Here is a 16,555-nt window from a genome sequence, read left to right as displayed (position 1 = left end):
CACAGGTGGCTCCGCCACATGAGAAAACGCTGTCCTCGCGAGAAGGCAGCTGAGAACCCGCGGGTGGTCCCGTTGCTCTGGTGGTCGCTGCTCAGCGGCTTCGCCGCTGACAGGACGAAGCGGGGCCCGGTTCGCCGGGTCCGGGACGGGGTCAGGGGGCGACCGAGGTGCCCGTGGTGGTGTGCGGGGGGTTGCCGTCCTGGGCTTCCGGGGAGACCGGCAGGTCTTCCGCCTGCACGCAGCCGCCGATCAGCTCGACCACCCCGTCCTGCTGCCGGTACGAACCGGGTTCGTCGCAGCCCGCCTGGGCGACCGCGAACACGGCGCCCGCCGACAGGACCGCCGCCACCGCGATCCCGCCGACCAGTGGAAGCGTTCCCGTCGATGCCATCGCCGGTGCCATCCGTGTCCTCCCCGGAGCCGCCGCTCCGCGCGCCGTTGCGCCGTCGTGGGTGCGCGCGCCCCGGCAGACCCCCGATGCCGCGGGCGGATCACGCGTACCGAGCAGCGTACCCAACACCTCGGTCGGCGGTCCGGCTTCGCGCTGGGGCACGATTGGCGCATGTCCCTGATCAGCTTGGACCGGATCCGCGCCGCCGCCGGTGACCTGGCGGACGTGGCCCGCCGCACTCCGCTCGCCCACTCCCGGGTGCTCAGCGACCACGTCGGTGCCGACGTGCACTTGAAGTGCGAGAACTTGCAGCGCACCGGGTCGTTCAAGCTGCGCGGCGCCTACGTCCGGCTGCGCGCCCTGGACGAGGAGCGCCGGGCGGCGGGAGTGGTGGCGGCCAGCGCGGGCAACCACGCGCAAGGCGTGGCGCTGGCGGCCTCGCTGCTGGGCATCGAGTCCACGGTGTTCATGCCGGAGCGCGCGACGCTGCCGAAGCTGGCCGCGACCCAGTCCTACGGCGCCGAGGTGCGCGCGGAGGGCGCGGTGCTGTCCGAGACCCTCGCGCTGGCGCAGGAGCACGCCGCCCGCACCGGCGCCGAGTTCATCCACCCGTTCGACCACCCGGACGTGCTGGCCGGGCAGGGGACCGTCGGGCTGGAGGTGCTGGAGCAGCTGCCGGAGGTCGGCACCGTGCTGGTGCCCACCGGCGGCGGTGGCCTGGTCGCCGGGGTCGCGGCCGCGGTGAAGGCGCTGCGCCCGCAGGTCCGGGTCATCGGGGTGCAGGCCGAGCAGGCCGCGGCCTGGCCGCCTTCGCTGGCGCAGGGAGCTCCGGTGCGCCTGTCCGACACGCGCACGATGGCCGACGGCATCGCCGTCGCCCAGCCCGGGGAGGTCACCTTCGAGCACGTGTCCGCCCTCGTCGACGACGTGATCGCGGTGAGCGAGCAGGCCCTGTCCCGGGCGCTGCTGCTGTGCCTGGAGCGGATGAAGCTCGTCGCCGAACCGGCCGGGGTCGCGGCCGTCGCTGGCCTGCTGGAACGCCCCGACCTGCTGGCGCCGCCGACGGTCGCGGTGCTCTCCGGCGGCAACATCGACCCGTTGCTGCTGCTGCAGCTGATCCGGCACGGCATGACCTCCGCGGGCCGCTACCTGTCGTTGCGGGTGCGGCTGCCGGACCTGCCGGGCTCGCTGGCGGAGCTGCTCGGCAGGCTCGGCGACCTGGCGGCGAACGTGCTGGACATCGAGCACTCCCGGATCTCCGGGGCGCTGGCGCTCGGCCAGGTGGACGTGGAGGTGAGCCTGGAGACCCGCGGGCCGGAGCACCGCGAGCACGTGGTCGCCGAGCTGACCCGCGCCGGCTACACCGTCACCTCCGAGCGGTGAGCGGTCCCGCCGCGCGCACGCGGCGGGACGCCCGGCGTCACAGGTTGCCGCGCAGGTCCTGCTCCCGCTCGATGGCCTCGAACAGCGCCTTGAAGTTGCCCTTGCCGAAGCCCAGCGAGCCGTGCCGCTCGATGAGCTCGTAGAACACCGTCGGCCGGTCCCCGATCGGCTTGGTGAAGATCTGCAGCAGGTACCCGTCCTCGTCGCGGTCCACGAGGATGCCGTGCTCCTTCAACGTCTCGATCGGCAGCCGCACCTGCCCGATGCGGGCCCGCAGCTCCGGGTCGTCGTAGTAGGAGTCCGGCGTGTTCAGGAACTCCACGCCCGCGGCGCGCATCGCGGTGATGGTGCCGAGGATGTCCCCGGTGGCGAGCGCGATGTGCTGGCAGCCGGCGCCCCGGTAGAACTCCAGGTACTCGTCGATCTGCGACTTCTTGCGCCCGGCCGCGGGTTCGTTGAGCGGGAACTTCACCCGGTGGTTGCCGTTGGCGACGACCTTGCTCATCAGCGCCGAGTACTCGGTGGCGATGTCGTCGCCCACGAACTCGGCCATGTTCACGAAGCCCAGCACCCGGTTGTAGAAGCCGACCCACCGGTCCATCTCGCCGAGCTCGACGTTGCCGACGCAGTGGTCCACGGCCTGGAACAGCCGCTTCGGCGCGCCCGCCGGTTTGGTGTAGCCGCCGCTGCGCGCCACGTACCCGGGCAGGTAGGGCCCGGTGTAGCGGCTGCGGTCGATCAGCGTGTGCCGCGTTTCGCCGTAGGTGGCGATGGCGGCCACCCGCACCACGCCGTGCTCGTCGGAGCGCTCGTGCGGCTCCTCGAGGACGGTGGCCCCCTGGGAGCGGGCGTGCTCCACGCACCGGTCCACGTCCTGCACCTCCAGCGCCAGGTCGACGACGCCGTCGCCGTGCGCCCGGTGGTGGTCGGCGAGCGGGCTGTCCGGGTCGACCGCGCCGAGCAGCACGAACCGGGCCGAGCCGGACTTGAGCACGTACGCCTTGTGGTCCCGCTCGCCCTGCTCGGGGCCGCGGTAAGCGACGAGCTCCATGCCGAACGCGACCTGGTAGAACAACGCGCTCTGGGTGGCGTTGCCGACGACGAACACGACCGCGTCCATCGCCCGCACGGGGAACGGGTCGCGGCTGGAGTCGTGGTCGACGAGGCCGACGAGCCTGCGCATCTGGTCGAAGGTGACGTCGTCGAGCTTGCCGGTGCTGCCGATCTCGCCGTGGTCAACGGTGCCGGTCACGGTGCCTCCCTGCGTTGTGCGAGGTGTGTGTCACGAAGGGTGAGGTCATCGGGCATGCTGCACAAGGGACGTCGAGTTCACTGGACAACATGTCCGGTCGAGCGGCGGCGGTGCTCGGCAGGTCGGTCAAGTTGCGCAGGAGGATCGGTGGAGCACGAGGACTCGGAGCTGGACGCGCTCGACGCCCGGCTGCTGCTGTTGCTGGCCGACGAACCCCGCCTCGGGGTGCTGGAGTGCTCGCGGCGGCTCGGCGTCGCCCGCGGCACCGTGCAGGCCCGGCTGGACCGGATGCGGCGGCGCGAGGTGCTGCGCGGCTTCCCGCCGGACCTGGACCTGGCGGCGATGGGCTACGGGCTGACCGCGTTCGCGGTGCTGGAGATCGCGCAGGGGCAGCGGGACGCGGTGGTGCGGCGGCTGGCCGCGATCGACGAGGTGTGCGAGGTGCAGACCACCACCGGCGAGGGCGACCTGTGGGTGCGGGTGGTGGCGCGGTCCAACGCCGACCTGCAGCGGGTGATCGACGAGGTGGTGGCCGCGCCGCAGGTGCTGCGGACCTCCACGTCGATCGCGCTGTCCACCCCGGTGCCGCCGCGGGTGCGTCCGCTGCTGGAGCGGTTGGCGGGGGAGGAACCGTGACGGTCCGCGGTGGATTCCCGGCGGGTGCCGCGCCGGTCGTTCTCGGAACGGGGTGAATTTACCTGTCCGGACAAGAGGACCGATCCGGGCGACGACCTTCCCGGGGTGCCGGAACCCGATCCGCCCGGTCAGCGCCCTCCTGGAACGGAGCTGAACCGGCCCGGGTCCGGGGACCGCGCCGCCGCGGGGCACGGCGCTCCCCGCACGGCTCGGTGCGCGGAACTCCGTGCGGCGCGGGCGGATCGGCCGTCTGCGGCCGCGCCGCGGCGGCGGGCGCGCGCATGCCGGCGCCATTCGGGAAAACCGAATTCGGCGCGCGGAAAAACGGAACGAAAAATGCGCGGGGATGAATGGGTTCGATTCGGCGGAGAATCCGGCCGGAACCAGCGGCCGCCGGTCCTCGAGTGCGCATCGCGGCTCGCTCCGGGTAATGGGGGCGTTGTGCGCGGAGGTGCGCGTCGCTCGACGAGGGCCGTGCGCGGCGATAAAGCGGGGCCGATATGCGGAGCGGGCGTGGTCGGAGCACGCCCGCCTCCGCTATTGCTCAGCCGGAGAAGGGCTCGGCCTGGACCAGGGTCACCTTCATGGTGCCGCCGTTGGGCAGCTCGTACTCCCGGGTCTCGCCTTCCTTGGCGTCCAGCAGCGCCTGGCCCAGCGGGGAGCTGGGGGAGTAGACCTCCAGGTCGCCGTGCGCGCCCTCTTCCCGGTTGGCCAGCAGGAACTTCTCGGTGTCGTCCTCACCGTCGTAGCGGACGGTCAGCACGGAGCCGGGCTTGGCCACGCCGGACTCGGTGGGCACGTCGCCGACCTGCGCGGTCCGCAGCAGCTCCTGGAGCTGGCGGATGCGCGACTCGAGCTGGCCCTGCTCCTCGCGGGCGGCGTGGTATCCGCCGTTCTCCTTGAGGTCGCCTTCCTCCCGGGCCTCGTTGATCTTCGCGGCGATCACCGGGCGGTTGGCCACGAGCTCGTCGAGCTCGCCCTTGAGCCGCGCATAAGCATCCTGGGTCAGCCAGGTCACCTGGGTATCGCTCACGGTCACCACTCCTCGTCGACGGCGACCCGCCTTCCGCGGGCCGACTACTTCCGTCCTCGCGAATTCCGGGTACTGCTAGGAACGGAAAAAACACGGCCCGCGCGGGACCGTGCTGGCGTTGACGATAGCACAAATCAGCCCACCGATGGAGTGCATTTTCTCAGCATCCGGGGCCGTTAGGTCTTGTTCACCCGGTTGGCCGCTGGTGGGTGGACAAATATTCAGGAACGCGGTAGGTGCAGCCGTACACCTCCCCGATGGTCGCTCGATGAGAGGTGCGCAGCACCGTGCCCTGCTGGACCGTTCCGGTGGCGGGCGGCACGAAGATCTCTTTCCGCCCGACCTCTTCGCCGGACTCGGCGCGCGCCCGGATCACGCACGCGGCCGACCGCGCCGGATCGTCGCGCCGGACCTCGGCGGTGACGTGGACCGAGCCGTCGTCGATCACCTCGAACGCGACCTGCTTGCCCTCGATCGGGGCGCTGCCCAGGTTCTGGTACCCCAGCAGCGCCACCCCGAGCAGCACCACGGCGGCGAGGATCCCGAGCCCCCAGCGGACCGCCGGCGGAGCGGTGCGACGGGCCCGTGACCCGTACCGCCCTGCGGGGACCTGGTTGCTCACCGCGCGCCGCCTCCCTGCTCCGATCGGGGTTGGCCGGATCGGACGATGCCTGCCCGGCCGTTCGAGGATGTCGGCCCGTTGGGAACAATGGGTGGCGACACCCGCGTTGAGTATCCCTGTGGGTGTCCGGCCGGCGAAGAGCGGGGCCGGGTGTGACGTGAGCGGGAAAGGAACATGCCTCCGATGGCCGAGAAGCTGCGTCTGATGACGGTGCACGCGCACCCGGACGACGAGTCCAGCAAAGGTGCGGCGACCACCGCGCGCTACGTGGCGGAAGGTCACGACGTGATGGTCGTCACCTGCACCGGCGGTGAGGTCGGCAGCATCCTGAACCCGGCCATGGAACGACCGGACGTGCTGGCGAACATGCCCGAGATCCGCCGCGCCGAGATGGCCAAGGCCGCCGAGATCCTCGGCGTGCAGCACCGCTGGCTCGGCTACGTCGACTCGGGCCTGCCCGAGGGCGACCCGCTGCCGCCGCTGCCGGAGGGCTGCTTCGCCACGGTGGACCCGGCGCTGCCGACCGCCGACCTGGTCGCGCTGCTGCGCGAGTTCCGCCCGCACGTCGTCATCACCTACGACGAGAACGGCGGCTACCCGCACCCGGACCACATCCGCTGCCACGAGGTGTCGATGGCGGCGTTCGACGCGGCGGGCGACCCGGAGCTGTACCAGGACGCGGGCGAGCCGTGGCAGCCGCTGAAGCTGTACTACTCGCACGGCTTCTCCCGGAAGAAGATGCAGCTGTTCCACGACGCGCTGCTGGAGCGCGGCCTGGAGTCGCCCTACGGCGACTGGCTGGCCAAGTGGGACGGCACCCGTCCGGACACCGACGAGCGGGTCACCACCCGCGTCGAGTGCGGGGCGTACTTCGAGGCGCGGGACGACGCGCTGCGCGCGCACGCGACCCAGATCGATCCGGACAGCCGGTGGTTCGCGGTCCCGCTGGACATCCAGCGAGCGCTGTGGCCGACCGAGGACTACGAGCTGGTGCGCTCCCTGGTCGATTCGACGTTGCCGGAGGACGACCTGTTCTCCGGCGTGCGGGAGAAGGTGTCGGCATGAACGCGCACGAGGCGCTGACCTGGGTGGTCGCGCAGGCGCCCGCTCCGCCGGCGGACCCGGGCGGCCAGGGCGAGGACTTCGGCAAGTCCTCGCCGGTGGGGCTGTTGCTGCTGGTGCTGTTCGCCATCGCGGTGGCGTTCCTGATCCGTTCGATGACCAAGCACCTGAAGAAGCTGCCCACCAGCTTCGACGAGCAGCGCGCCGCCCAGGCCGCCCCGGCCCGGGCCCGCCGCGCCGAGGCGGCCGCGAAACCCGCCGACTCCGCCGAACCCGCCGACTCCGCCGACTCCGCCGACGAGGCGGACTCCGCTGCCGGCGGGGAACCGGAGGCGGCCGGGGAAACGCCGGTCGAACCCGGACGCGGTGGTGCGTCCGGCCGTTGACTCTCGGGCGGTGCCGGGCCGGCGCGGGGCCGGTCGCTTCCGGTCCGGGGCGTCGGCGGCTAAACCGCGCCCGCGCGGTGGCGGTCGACCGGTGTCCCGCTCCGGCGTCGGCTTCGCGGCCACAGCGGGGTGACCTCCCGGTCGGCGGAAGCCCCGCGGTGCCGTGATCCGTTCCTCGCCGGTGGTGGGTGCGGCGATCATCGGCGGGTGGGAGGCTGGCGGCATGAACCGGCTTGCGGACGCGACCAGCCCCTACCTGCTGCAGCACGCGGACAACCCCGTGCAGTGGTGGCTCTGGACGCCGGAGGCGTTCGAGGAGGCCCGCCGCCGGGACGTGCCGGTGCTGCTGTCGGTCGGCTACGCCGCCTGCCACTGGTGCCACGTGATGGCGCACGAGTCGTTCGAGGACGCCGAGATCGCGGCCGCGATGAACGAGCACTTCGTGAACATCAAGGTGGACCGGGAGGAGCGCCCGGACGTCGACTCGGTCTACATGGAGGCGACGCAGGCCATGACCGGGCAGGGCGGCTGGCCGATGACCTGCTTCCTGACCCCGGACGGCGAACCGTTCCACTGCGGCACCTACTACCCGCCGAAGCCGCTGCGCGGCATGCCCTCGTTCCCGCAGCTGCTGGAGGCGGTGGCCTCCGCCTGGTCCGAGCGCGGTGCGGAGGTGCGCGCGGCCGCGACCCGGGTCGTCGAGCAGCTGGCTTCCCAGCCGTCGGCGCTGCCCGAGGCCGGGGTGGACGACGCGGCGCTGGACGCGGCGGTGTCCCGGCTGGGCTCCGAGTTCGACGCGGTGCACGGCGGGTTCGGGGACGCCCCGAAGTTCCCGCCGTCGATGGTGCTGGAGTTCCTGCTCCGCCACCACGAGCGGACCGGTTCCGCCGAGGCGCTGCGCCTCGCCACCTCGACCGCGGGGGCGATGGCCCGCGGTGGCCTGTACGACCAGCTCGCGGGCGGTTTCGCGCGCTACAGCGTCGATGCCGCGTGGGTGGTGCCGCACTTCGAGAAGATGCTCTACGACAACGCGCTGCTGCTGCGCGCGTACGCGCACCTGGCCCGCCTGGACGTGGACGCGTCGGGGCTGGCGCGTCGGGTCGCCCGGGAGACCGCCGAGTTCCTGCTGCGCGACCTGCGCACCTCCGACGGCGCGTTCGCCGCCTCCCTCGACGCCGACACCGAGGGCGTGGAGGGGCTGACCTACGTGTGGACGCCGGAGGAGCTGGTGGCGGTGCTCGGCGAGCAGGACGGCCGGTGGGCCGCGGAACTGCTCGTCGTCACTCCGGAGGGCACCTTCGAGCAGGGCGCGTCCACGCTGCGGCTGCCCGCCGACCCGGACGACGTGGAGCGGTGGCGGCGGGTGCGCGACGTCCTCGCCGAGGCCCGTTCGCGCCGTCCGCAGCCGGGCATCGACGACAAGGTCGTCACCTCGTGGAACGGCATGGCGCTGACCGCGCTCGTGGAGGCCGCCGCGGCCCTCGACGAGCCGCAGTGGGTGCAGGACGCGCGCCGCGCCGCGGAGCTGCTGGTGCAGCGGCACGTGGTGGACGGACGGTTGCGCCGCAGCTCCCGCGACGGCGTGGTGGGGCAGGCGGCGGGCGTGCTGGAGGACCACGGCTGCCTGGCCGAGGGCCTGCTCGCGCTGCACCAGGCCACGGGTGAGCAGAGCTGGCTGGACGCCGCGTGCGCCCTGCTGGACACGGCGCTGCAGCAGTTCGCCGACCCGGAGCACCCGGGTTCCTTCTTCGACACGGCGGCGGACGCGGAAGCGCTGGTGCGCAGGCCGTCCGATCCGACGGACAACGCGAGCCCGTCCGGTGCGTCCGCGACCGCGGCAGCCCTGCTGACCGCGGCCGCGCTGGCCGGACCGGACCGCGCGACCCGCTACCGGGCGGCCGCCGAGCAGGCGCTGTCCCGGGCCGGGCTGCTGGTCCAGCGAGCGCCGCGCTTCGCCGGGCACTGGCTGGCGGCGGCGGAGGCGCTGTCGCACGGCCCGGTGCAGATCGCGGTGGCGGGCGACGAGGCGGCGGAGCGCGCGGACCTGCTGGCGGTGGCCCGCCGGAACGCCCCCGGCGGCGCGGTGGCCGTGGCCGGCCCGCCGGACGCCGCCGCGGTGCCGCTGCTGGCGGGGCGCGGGCTCGTGGACGGGGCCACCGCCGCGTACGTGTGCCGCGGCTACGTCTGCGACCGCCCGGTCACCTCGGCCGAGGACCTGGTGGCCGCGCTGGCCCGCTGAGCAGCGGGCGGTGGTGGCTCAGGCGTACAGCGCCAGCCAGATCGACACGTGGTGGCAGATCGCCGCCACGGTCACCGCCGCGTGGAAGAACTCGTGGTAGCCGAAGGTCTTCGGCCACGGGTCCGGCCACCGGCTCGCGTAGCAGATCGCGCCCAGCGAGTAGAGCACGCCGCCGACCACCAGCAGCACGAACGCCGCCACGCCCGCGTGGACCAGCAGCTCCGGCAGCACGAACACGGCGACCCAGCCGAGCGCGAGGTAGACCGGCACGCCCACCCAGCGCGGCCCGTTCGGCCACGCCAGCTTCAGCACCACGCCGCCGAGCGCGCCGCCCCACACCACGGCGAGCACGACGGCTCCGGTGGTCGGCTGCATCGCCAGCATCGCGAACGGCGTGTAGGTCCCCGCGATGAACAGGAAGATCATCGAGTGGTCGAGGCGGCGCATCCAGGTCCGCGCGCCCACCGAGTTCCACGTCTTGCGGTGGTACAGCGCGCTGACCCCGAACAGGCCGAGCACGGTGGCCACGTACACGGAGGTCCCCAGCGCGGCGGAGGCACCCACGGTGGCGGCGGCCAGGGAGATCAGCGTGGCACCCGAGGCCACTGCTCCCACCAGTGACCAGAGGTGGATCCAGCCGCGCATCCGCGGCTTGATGGAGGCGGTGCTGCGTCGAGCGGTCAAGGCGCTAGTCACGACCGCAAGATTACGGGACCGTAGGTTCTGCGCAGTCCCCCGATGGCGGTGACGTCCGTTGCAGCCCGCGGCAGCGTTCGGAGCAGCGCGGTCCGCATTCGACGGAGGGACCGTCGGGGCTGCGCAGGGGCCCGCGTACTCTCAGGGAGCGTGGCGCTCAAGGTTCGTCTGCGGGAACTCATCTACGACGTGTACGAGCGACGGCTGCGCCGTCAGCTCAGAGGTGCCAGAGCACCCAGGCACGTGGGCGTGATCCTCGACGGGAACCGCCGCTGGGCCAAGGAGGCCGGGCTCGACATCGCGCACGGCCACCGCGCCGGTGCGCGCAAGATCAGCGAGCTGCTCGGCTGGTGCCGGGAAGCCGATGTCGAGGTGGTCACGCTGTGGCTGCTCTCCACCGACAACCTGAACCGCAGCAGCGCCGAGCTGGACGCGCTGCTGGAGATCATCGCCGGGGTGGTGGACGAGCTCACCGACGCGGCCAACCCGTGGCGGGTGCGGATCGTCGGCGCGCTGGACATGCTCCCCACCGAGACGGCGGCCCGGTTGTCGGCCGCCGCGCTGCGGACCGAGGGCCGCACGGGGATGCAGGTGAACGTCGCCGCCGGGTACGGCGGGCGGCAGGAGATCGCCGACGCGGTGCGCAAGCTGCTGCAGCAGCACGCGGAGGCGGGCACCACCATCGAGGAGCTCGCGGAGTTCCTCACCGTCGACCACATCTCCGAGCACCTCTACACCTCGGGCCAGCCCGACCCGGACCTGCTGATCCGGACTTCCGGGGAGCAGCGGTTGTCCGGGTTCATGCTCTGGCAGTCCGCGCATTCGGAGTTCTGGTTCTGCGAGGCGTACTGGCCGGCGTTCCGGCGCGTCGACTTCCTGCGCGCGTTGCGCGAGTATTCGGCGCGGCACCGCCGCTACGGCGGCTGAAGACCACGGCGGTTGAAGACCGCCCGGGCTGGTCCCGCACCAGGACAGCGAAAAGGCCAGGTCCCGAAGGGCCTGGCCTTTTCATGCATCCACACGAGCGCCTGTGTGTCAGCCCTTGACCGACGGGTGGTCGACGACCGGGGCGTTGACGCACTGGCTGGTCTGCGGCGACAGGACCGGCACGACCGCACCCAGCACGGCGACGTTGTTGCCGCAGAGCTGCACCGGCACGGCGCTGATGTTGTTGTCGTTGAGCAGGTTGACGCCGTCGTTGTCGGCGCTGTCCGCGTTGGCGATGGGGGCGAGGGCCATCAGGCCTGCCGCCGCACCGGCGACGACCACTGCCTTCTTCAGCATTGCGTTCACTCTCCTTGTGTATTGCCGCGGGATGCCCCGAAGCGGCACGATTACCGGTGTGCGAACACGTGGGTTGACCGGTTCGGGGCGAACGAGATGTCGCCGGAGAATGGCTTCCGCTCGAAAAGGTCCAAGTGGATTCCGGGTCCGTCGGCGACGTTACCTCGAAAACAGGTGGTTCGGCGAATTCGACACGCTCGGAGCGAATTGAGATCGTCTCTCGCGGACCGCTCCGGTGGAATGCGCCGGTTACCGGGTGGTGCCGTTTCAGCCCTTGACGGACGGGTGGTCCACGACCGGCGCGTTGACGCAGTCGCTGGTCTGCGGCGACAGGATCGGCACGACGGCGCCGAGGACCGCGACGTTGTTCCCGCAGGCCTGGACGGGCAGCACGCTGAGGTTGTTGTCGTTCAGCAGGTTGACGCCGTCGTTGTCCGCGCTGTCCGCGTTGGCGATCGGTGCCAGCGCCATCAGACCCGCCGCCGCACCGGCGACGACCACTGCCTTCTTCAGCACTTGGATGCTCCTTGTTGTTTCGGGTGTGGCGGTCGCGGTCCCTCGTTCACGAGCACCCCGGAAGTTCGCCCAGGGAGGCGACCGCGAAAAAAACCTAACCATTCCTGAAGGTGTAAGCACAGCTGGTTAACACCATCGTGTAAGCAAATCTTTTGCCCCTCAAGTCGGGGCGCCGGTGCGGAACCCGGCTACTCGCCGGTAAGGAATCGTGCTCCATAACATCGGTCGGGCGGGATTCGCGATCCGGGTGCCGCGGAATGGTCTCGGAAGCCTTTCGTCGCAGCTAGCGAGGTCGTACCGTCCGGTGGTGGACGCCGCCGAGCTGGTTCGCGAGTACGTGCGGCTCGGGTTGCGGATCGGGCGGCTCGACCCCGGTTCCGCGAGTGCCCGCGCCGTCGAACGGCGATCGCGCAGCGTCATCGATCGCGAGCCCGTATCAGCCCCTGGTGTACTTGCAGAACGAGCCGCGTTGTTGTGCGCGGTCGTCCCCGATGTCGGGTTCGTCCCCGCGCGGGCCGCGTTCCTGGCCGGGCAGCTGGCCGCGCTGGAGTGCCGCGCGCACCGGATCGCCGGGCGGCGGACGTCGTTCCGGGCGGAGGCCGCGGCGTGCTTCGGGCTCCGCGTCGAGTTCGGCGAACCGGACCGGTACCGCAGCGCGCACGCGGAGCTGGCGGAGCTGCTGCCCGGCTCGGGTCCCGCGGCGGACCGGCTGGCGCTGCTGGCGGCGCGGGAACGGGTGCCGCCGGCGCGGTTGGCGCGCGGGGTCGCCGCGCTCTCCCGCGCGTTGCGCGCTCGGGTGCGGGCCGAGCCGGGGCTGCCGGTGCAGGAGGGCGTCGACTACCGCTACGTCCGGGGCCGCTCGTGGTCGGCGCTGCACCGCTACCTCGGCGACTTCCGGTCGCTGGTCGCGGTGGACCCGGACCGGCAGGTGTGGGCGGGGCGGCTCCCGGGGCTGGTCGCGCACGAGTCCTACCCGGGCCACCACGCGGAGCACTGCCGCAAGGAGCGGGTGCTGGTCGGCACCCGCGGCTGGTCCGAGCACGGCGTCGAGGTGCGGGACAGCCCGCAGTCGCTGCTCGCGGAGGGGATCGCCGAGTCGGGGCTGCGCATCGCGGTCGGCCCCGGCTGGGGCCGCTGGGCGCAGGAGGTGCTGGCGGAGGTGGGCATCGCCTTCGACGGGGACCGGGCGGAGCGGGTGCTCGACGCGCTGGACGGGCTGCGCCGGGTGCGGTCGGACGCGGCGCTGCTGCTGCACGACGGCCCGGGCCCCGCTGCTGCGGCGGCGCACCTGCGCCGGTGGTCGTGCCTGCCGGAGGAGGGCGTCCGCGCGTTCCTCCGGTTCGCCGCCGACCCGTGCTGGCGGCTGCACGTCGTCACCTACGCGGAAGGGCCGCCGGTGGTCGCCCGCAGGCTCGCCGCGGGAGAAGCGGTGGGGCGGCTGCTGGACGAGCCGTGGGCTCCCGGCGGCTGACCGGTTCGGGCGGCGGTGCGCGGGTTGGGCCGATCGGCGGACTCGGCGAAATCTCGGCGGAAGCCCGAAAAGTCCTGTTGTTCACTCGAACAGACCAAAGTGGACGCTGCGTTGATCACGGCACGTGCGTACGTCCGGGTGGTCGCGATGACGCGCCGCGGGAAAGTCGAACCGACCCGTCCGCGGCGCTGTGACCAGCGGGTCGGCCGGTTCCGGGGAACCGCCGAGCGACGGCCGGGTGGCGTCCGGGTGCACCGAATCCGGTGCGCACGTGACACCCGGCTGACGTTCTGGCGAATCACCTGGCTGGTCGCCTGCCCAGAAGCGAATCTCGGAGGTAGCGTCCGAAGTGACGGGTCGACGCGTAAATGGCCCGTCCGGGGAGGCCCTGACCGTGGCTGTTGGCTGGATCGGACGGTACCACCGTCCTCCGTGGTCGCTCGGGGCCGGTGCGCGGCCTCGGTGGCTGCGCCGGACCGCCTGCCGGTCCGGCCAGGCCAGGGCAGGGGCGGCCCGGCCCGCCGACGAGCGGGCGTGTGCCCCACGCCCGCGAGGGAGTAGCCGTGACCACACGACGTTCCCAAGCCGCAGCGGAAACCTCGGCCCAGGCCGAGGACTCCGCAGGCGTCGCAGCCCGAACGGATGTCCGCACGTACGTGCTCGACACCTCGGTGCTGCTGTCCGATCCGTGGGCGATGACCCGGTTCGCCGAGCACCGCGTGGTGCTCCCGCTGGTCGTGATCAGCGAACTCGAAGCGAAGCGGCATCACCCGGAACTCGGCTGGTTCGCCCGCGAGGCCCTGCGGGGCCTCGACGAACTGCGCATCGAGCACGGCCGGCTGGACGCGCCGGTCGAGATCGGTGAGGACGGCGGCACGCTGCACGTCGAGCTCAACCACTCCGATCCGCAGGTGCTGCCGCCAGGTTTCCGCACCGACTCCAACGACGCCCGGATCCTGGCGTGTTCGCTGAACCTCGCCGCCGACGGGCACCGGGTCACGCTGGTCACCAAGGACATGCCGCTGCGGGTCAAGGCTGCTTCGGTGGCGCTGGAAGCCGACGAGTACCGGGCGCAGGACGTGGTGTCCAGCGGCTGGTCGGGCATGGCGGACCTCGACCTGCCGCCGGAGCAGGTGGACGCGCTGTTCAAGGACGGCGAGGCCGACCTCGACGAGGCCAAGGACCTGCCCGCGAACACCGGGCTGCGGCTGCTCGCGGGCACCCAGAGCGCGCTCGGCCGGGTCACCGCGGACAAGCAGGTGAAGCTGGTGCGCGGCGACCGGGAGGCCTTCGGGCTGCACGGCCGCTCCGCCGAGCAGCGCATCGCGCTGGACCTGCTGCTGGACCCGGACGTCGGCATCGTCTCCCTCGGCGGACGCGCGGGCACCGGCAAGTCGGCGCTGGCGCTGTGCGCCGGTCTGGAAGCCGTGCTGGAACGCCAGCAGCACCGCAAGGTCGTGGTCTTCCGGCCGGTCTACGCGGTCGGCGGCCAGGAGCTGGGCTACCTGCCGGGCAGCGAGAACGAGAAGATGCAGCCCTGGGCGCAGGCGGTGTTCGACACCCTCGGTGCGTTGGCCAGCGAGAACGTCCTCGACGAGGTCACCGACCGGGGCATGCTGGAAGTGCTGCCGCTGACCCACATCCGAGGCCGGTCGCTGCACGACTCGTTCGTGATCGTGGACGAGGCCCAGTCGTTGGAGCGCAACGTGCTGCTCACGGTGCTGTCCCGGCTCGGGGCGAACTCCAGGGTGGTGCTGACCCACGACGTGGCGCAGCGGGACAACCTGCGCGTCGGCCGGCACGACGGCGTGGCCGCGGTGATCGAGAAGTTGAAGGGCCACCCGCTGTTCGCGCACATCACGCTGACCCGGTCCGAGCGCTCGCCGGTGGCGGCGCTGGTGACGGAGATGCTGGAGGGGGAGTTCACCCCCTGATGCCCGAACCGGCCGGTGGCGTCCGCGCGGGCGCCACCGGCCTCCGGGATCACCAGCCGCTGGGCAGCGGGCGTCCCTCGGCGAACCCGGCGGCGGACTGGATGCCCACCAGCGCGCGCTCGTGGAACTCGGCGAGGTTCCGCGCGCCCGCGTAGGTGCAGGAGGAGCGCAGTCCGGAGCTGATCTCGTCCAGCAGGTCCTCCACACCGGGGCGCTTCGGGTCGATCTTCATCCGGGAGCTGGAGATGCCCTCCTCGTAGAGCGCCTTGCGCGCCTGGTCGAAGGCGCTGTCGGTGCGCGTCCGGGCGCCGACGGCGCGCTTGGAGGCCATGCCGAAGGACTCCTTGTAGGCGCGGCCGTGCTCGTCGCGCAGCAGGTCGCCGGGCGATTCGTGGGTGCCGGCGAACCAGGAGCCCACCATCACCGAGGCCGCCCCGGCGGCCAGCGCCAGCGCCACGTCCCGCGGGTGCCGCACGCCGCCGTCGGCCCACACGTGCTTGCCGAGCTCCCGCGCGGCCGCGGCGCACTCGGCGACGGCGGAGAACTGGGGACGGCCGACGCCGGTCATCATCCGGGTGGTGCACATGGCGCCCGGGCCGACGCCGACCTTGATCACGTCCGCGCCCGCCTCGACGAGGTCCCGCACGCCGTCGGCGGTGACCACGTTGCCCGCGACGACCGGCACCGACGGGTCGAGCGCCCGCACCGCGCGCAACGCGCTGATCATCTTCTCCTGGTGGCCGTGCGCGGTGTCCACGACCAGCGCGTCCACCCCCGCCGCGAGCAGCGCGGCCGCCTTGCCCGCCACGTCGCCGTTGACGCCGACCGCGGCGGCGACCCGGAGCCGGCCCGCCCCGTCCAGCGCGGGCGCGTAGATCTCGGCGCGCAGCGAGCCGCGCCCGGTGAGGATCCCGGCGAGCCTGCCGTCTCCGTCGACCGCGAGCGCCACCTGCTTGCCCTGGCCGTGCAGCTGCTCGAAGACCTCGCGGGGTTCGGTGCCCAGCGGCAGCACCAGCGGGGTGCGGTCGGCGACCTCACCGACCCGGGCGAACCGGTCCACGCCGGAGCAGGCGGCCTCGTCCACGACGCCGACCGGCCTGCGGTCCTCGTCGACGACCACGACCGCGCCGTGCGAGCGCTTCGGCAGCAGGTTCAGCACGTCCGCGACCGCGTCGTCCGGGCGCAGCACCAGCGGCGTGTCCCAGACCGGGTGCCGGTCCTTCACCCAGGACACGATCTCCGCGACGGCTTCGGGGGCGACGTCCTGCGGCAGGACGGTGATCCCACCGCGCCGCGCCACCGTCTCCGCCATGCGGCGGCCCGCGACGGCGGTCATGTTGGCGACCACGACCGGGAGCGTGGTGCCCGAGCCGTCGGAGGTCGCGAGGTCGACGTCGAACCGGGACTCGACGCCGGAGCGGCGCGGGGCCAGGAAGACGTCGTCGTAGGTCAGGTCTGTGGAGGGCTGCTGCCCGTTCAAGAACCGCACGAGGTTCCACCCTACGTGCCGGACGGCCCCCGCCGGTCGGATCGAGCGAGCCGCCGGCCCGGGCGCGGATCATCCGGAAGTGTGGTTGCGGGGGTTTTCGCCACCGGGCTAGATTGGGGACAGCTGCGCACCGAGGTGCGTGGAAGTAAGCCGGGACTACC

The 16,555-nt window shown here is 72.5% G+C and carries 16 protein-coding genes; 8 read left to right on the top strand and 8 right to left on the bottom strand.

Translation table 11 applies throughout. The features are described 5' to 3' along the window. Nucleotides 1–151 precede the first annotated feature (151 nt). Nucleotides 152–391 (bottom strand): hypothetical protein, encoded by a 240-nt coding sequence (locus tag H1226_RS24805; protein WP_258343219.1) that lies wholly within the window; start codon nucleotides 389–391, stop codon nucleotides 152–154. Between the two features lie 171 nt (nucleotides 392–562). Here H1226_RS24805 and ilvA point away from each other — a divergent pair, with 171 nt between their 5' ends. Further along, nucleotides 563–1,774, top strand: a complete 1,212-nt coding sequence (ilvA, locus tag H1226_RS24800; RefSeq protein ID WP_224960261.1) for a threonine ammonia-lyase — start codon at nucleotides 563–565, stop codon at nucleotides 1,772–1,774. 37 nt (nucleotides 1,775–1,811) lie between these two features. Here ilvA and hppD read toward each other — a convergent pair whose 3' ends face one another. Continuing rightward, a complete protein-coding gene (hppD, locus tag H1226_RS24795) occupies nucleotides 1,812–2,957 on the bottom strand; it encodes a 4-hydroxyphenylpyruvate dioxygenase (protein ID WP_258349497.1) in 1,146 nt (381 codons plus the stop codon). Nucleotides 2,958–3,173: 216 nt separating this feature from the next. On the opposite strand from hppD, the gene H1226_RS24790 reads away from it, so the two are divergent. Then, nucleotides 3,174–3,662: an Lrp/AsnC family transcriptional regulator gene (locus H1226_RS24790; protein ID WP_224960260.1), complete on the top strand. Its 489-nt coding sequence runs from the start codon at nucleotides 3,174–3,176 to the stop codon at nucleotides 3,660–3,662. Between the two features lie 544 nt (nucleotides 3,663–4,206). On the opposite strand, the gene greA is transcribed toward H1226_RS24790, so the two are convergent. Together greA and H1226_RS24780 are read right to left on the bottom strand one after the other, a co-directional pair. Next, nucleotides 4,207–4,695 (bottom strand): transcription elongation factor GreA, encoded by a 489-nt coding sequence (gene greA / locus H1226_RS24785; protein WP_224960259.1) that lies wholly within the window; start codon nucleotides 4,693–4,695, stop codon nucleotides 4,207–4,209. Nucleotides 4,696–4,882: 187 nt separating this feature from the next. Further along, nucleotides 4,883–5,317, bottom strand: a complete 435-nt coding sequence (locus H1226_RS24780; protein WP_258343207.1) for a DUF4307 domain-containing protein — start codon at nucleotides 5,315–5,317, stop codon at nucleotides 4,883–4,885. A gap of 183 nt (nucleotides 5,318–5,500) precedes the next feature. On the opposite strand from H1226_RS24780, the gene mca reads away from it, so the two are divergent. The 3 genes from mca to H1226_RS24765 all read left to right on the top strand — a co-directional run bounded on the left by mca (nucleotide 5,501) and on the right by H1226_RS24765 (nucleotide 9,004). Then, nucleotides 5,501–6,382 (top strand): mycothiol conjugate amidase Mca, encoded by an 882-nt coding sequence (gene mca, locus H1226_RS24775; protein ID WP_258343206.1) that lies wholly within the window; start codon nucleotides 5,501–5,503, stop codon nucleotides 6,380–6,382. Then, nucleotides 6,379–6,765: a hypothetical protein gene (locus H1226_RS24770; protein WP_258343193.1), complete on the top strand. Its 387-nt coding sequence runs from the start codon at nucleotides 6,379–6,381 to the stop codon at nucleotides 6,763–6,765. Before mca ends, H1226_RS24770 begins: the two co-directional genes overlap by 4 nt. Nucleotides 6,766–6,988: 223 nt before the next feature. Next, nucleotides 6,989–9,004 carry a thioredoxin domain-containing protein gene (locus H1226_RS24765; RefSeq protein WP_258343192.1) on the top strand — a complete coding sequence of 672 codons (2,016 nt, stop codon included), beginning with the start codon at nucleotides 6,989–6,991 and terminating at the stop codon, nucleotides 9,002–9,004. 18 nt (nucleotides 9,005–9,022) lie between these two features. On the opposite strand, the gene trhA is transcribed toward H1226_RS24765, so the two are convergent. Further along, a complete protein-coding gene (gene trhA / locus H1226_RS24760) occupies nucleotides 9,023–9,649 on the bottom strand; it encodes a PAQR family membrane homeostasis protein TrhA (protein ID WP_224960263.1) in 627 nt (208 codons plus the stop codon). 201 nt (nucleotides 9,650–9,850) lie between these two features. Between trhA and H1226_RS24755 the strand changes: the two genes are divergently transcribed. Beyond that, nucleotides 9,851–10,627 (top strand): isoprenyl transferase, encoded by a 777-nt coding sequence (locus H1226_RS24755; protein ID WP_224960253.1) that lies wholly within the window; start codon nucleotides 9,851–9,853, stop codon nucleotides 10,625–10,627. Between the two features lie 108 nt (nucleotides 10,628–10,735). Here H1226_RS24755 and H1226_RS24750 read toward each other — a convergent pair whose 3' ends face one another. Together H1226_RS24750 and H1226_RS24745 are read right to left on the bottom strand one after the other, a co-directional pair. Next, nucleotides 10,736–10,984 carry a hypothetical protein gene (locus H1226_RS24750; protein WP_258343191.1) on the bottom strand — a complete coding sequence of 83 codons (249 nt, stop codon included), beginning with the start codon at nucleotides 10,982–10,984 and terminating at the stop codon, nucleotides 10,736–10,738. Between the two features lie 267 nt (nucleotides 10,985–11,251). After that, nucleotides 11,252–11,500, bottom strand: a complete 249-nt coding sequence (locus H1226_RS24745; protein WP_258343190.1) for a hypothetical protein — start codon at nucleotides 11,498–11,500, stop codon at nucleotides 11,252–11,254. Between the two features lie 307 nt (nucleotides 11,501–11,807). On the opposite strand from H1226_RS24745, the gene H1226_RS24740 reads away from it, so the two are divergent. Further along, nucleotides 11,808–12,971, top strand: coding sequence for a DUF885 domain-containing protein (locus H1226_RS24740; protein WP_258343189.1), 1,164 nt, complete (start codon nucleotides 11,808–11,810; stop codon nucleotides 12,969–12,971). A gap of 656 nt (nucleotides 12,972–13,627) precedes the next feature. Continuing rightward, nucleotides 13,628–14,905: a PhoH family protein gene (locus tag H1226_RS24735; RefSeq protein WP_258349496.1), complete on the top strand. Its 1,278-nt coding sequence runs from the start codon at nucleotides 13,628–13,630 to the stop codon at nucleotides 14,903–14,905. Nucleotides 14,906–14,954: 49 nt separating this feature from the next. Here H1226_RS24735 and H1226_RS24730 read toward each other — a convergent pair whose 3' ends face one another. Next, nucleotides 14,955–16,394, bottom strand: coding sequence for a GuaB1 family IMP dehydrogenase-related protein (locus tag H1226_RS24730; protein WP_258343187.1), 1,440 nt, complete (start codon nucleotides 16,392–16,394; stop codon nucleotides 14,955–14,957). Nucleotides 16,395–16,555: the final 161 nt, after the last annotated feature.

The sequence above is a fragment of the Saccharopolyspora gregorii genome (assembly GCF_024734405.1).
Lineage (GTDB): Bacteria > Actinomycetota > Actinomycetes > Mycobacteriales > Pseudonocardiaceae > Saccharopolyspora_C > Saccharopolyspora_C gregorii.
This window is presented reverse-complemented; position numbering and strand designations above follow the sequence as displayed.

Bases quoted from the DNA above. Each gene is read 5' to 3' on its own strand.
- H1226_RS24770 (WP_258343193.1), top strand. From the start codon at position 6,379: ATGAACGCGCACGAGGCGCTGACCTGGGTGGTCGCGCAGGCGCCCGCT.
- H1226_RS24750 (WP_258343191.1), bottom strand. From the start codon at position 10,984: ATGCTGAAGAAGGCAGTGGTCGTCGCCGGTGCGGCGGCAGGCCTGATG.
- mca (WP_258343206.1), top strand. From the start codon at position 5,501: ATGGCCGAGAAGCTGCGTCTGATGACGGTGCACGCGCACCCGGACGAC.
- hppD (WP_258349497.1), bottom strand. From the start codon at position 2,957: ATGCGCAGGCTCGTCGGCCTCGTCGACCACGACTCCAGCCGCGACCCG.
- trhA (WP_224960263.1), bottom strand. From the start codon at position 9,649: ATGCGCGGCTGGATCCACCTCTGGTCACTGGTGGGAGCAGTGGCCTCG.
- H1226_RS24805 (WP_258343219.1), bottom strand. From the start codon at position 391: ATGGCATCGACGGGAACGCTTCCACTGGTCGGCGGGATCGCGGTGGCG.
- ilvA (WP_224960261.1), top strand. From the start codon at position 563: ATGTCCCTGATCAGCTTGGACCGGATCCGCGCCGCCGCCGGTGACCTG.
- H1226_RS24765 (WP_258343192.1), top strand. From the start codon at position 6,989: ATGAACCGGCTTGCGGACGCGACCAGCCCCTACCTGCTGCAGCACGCG.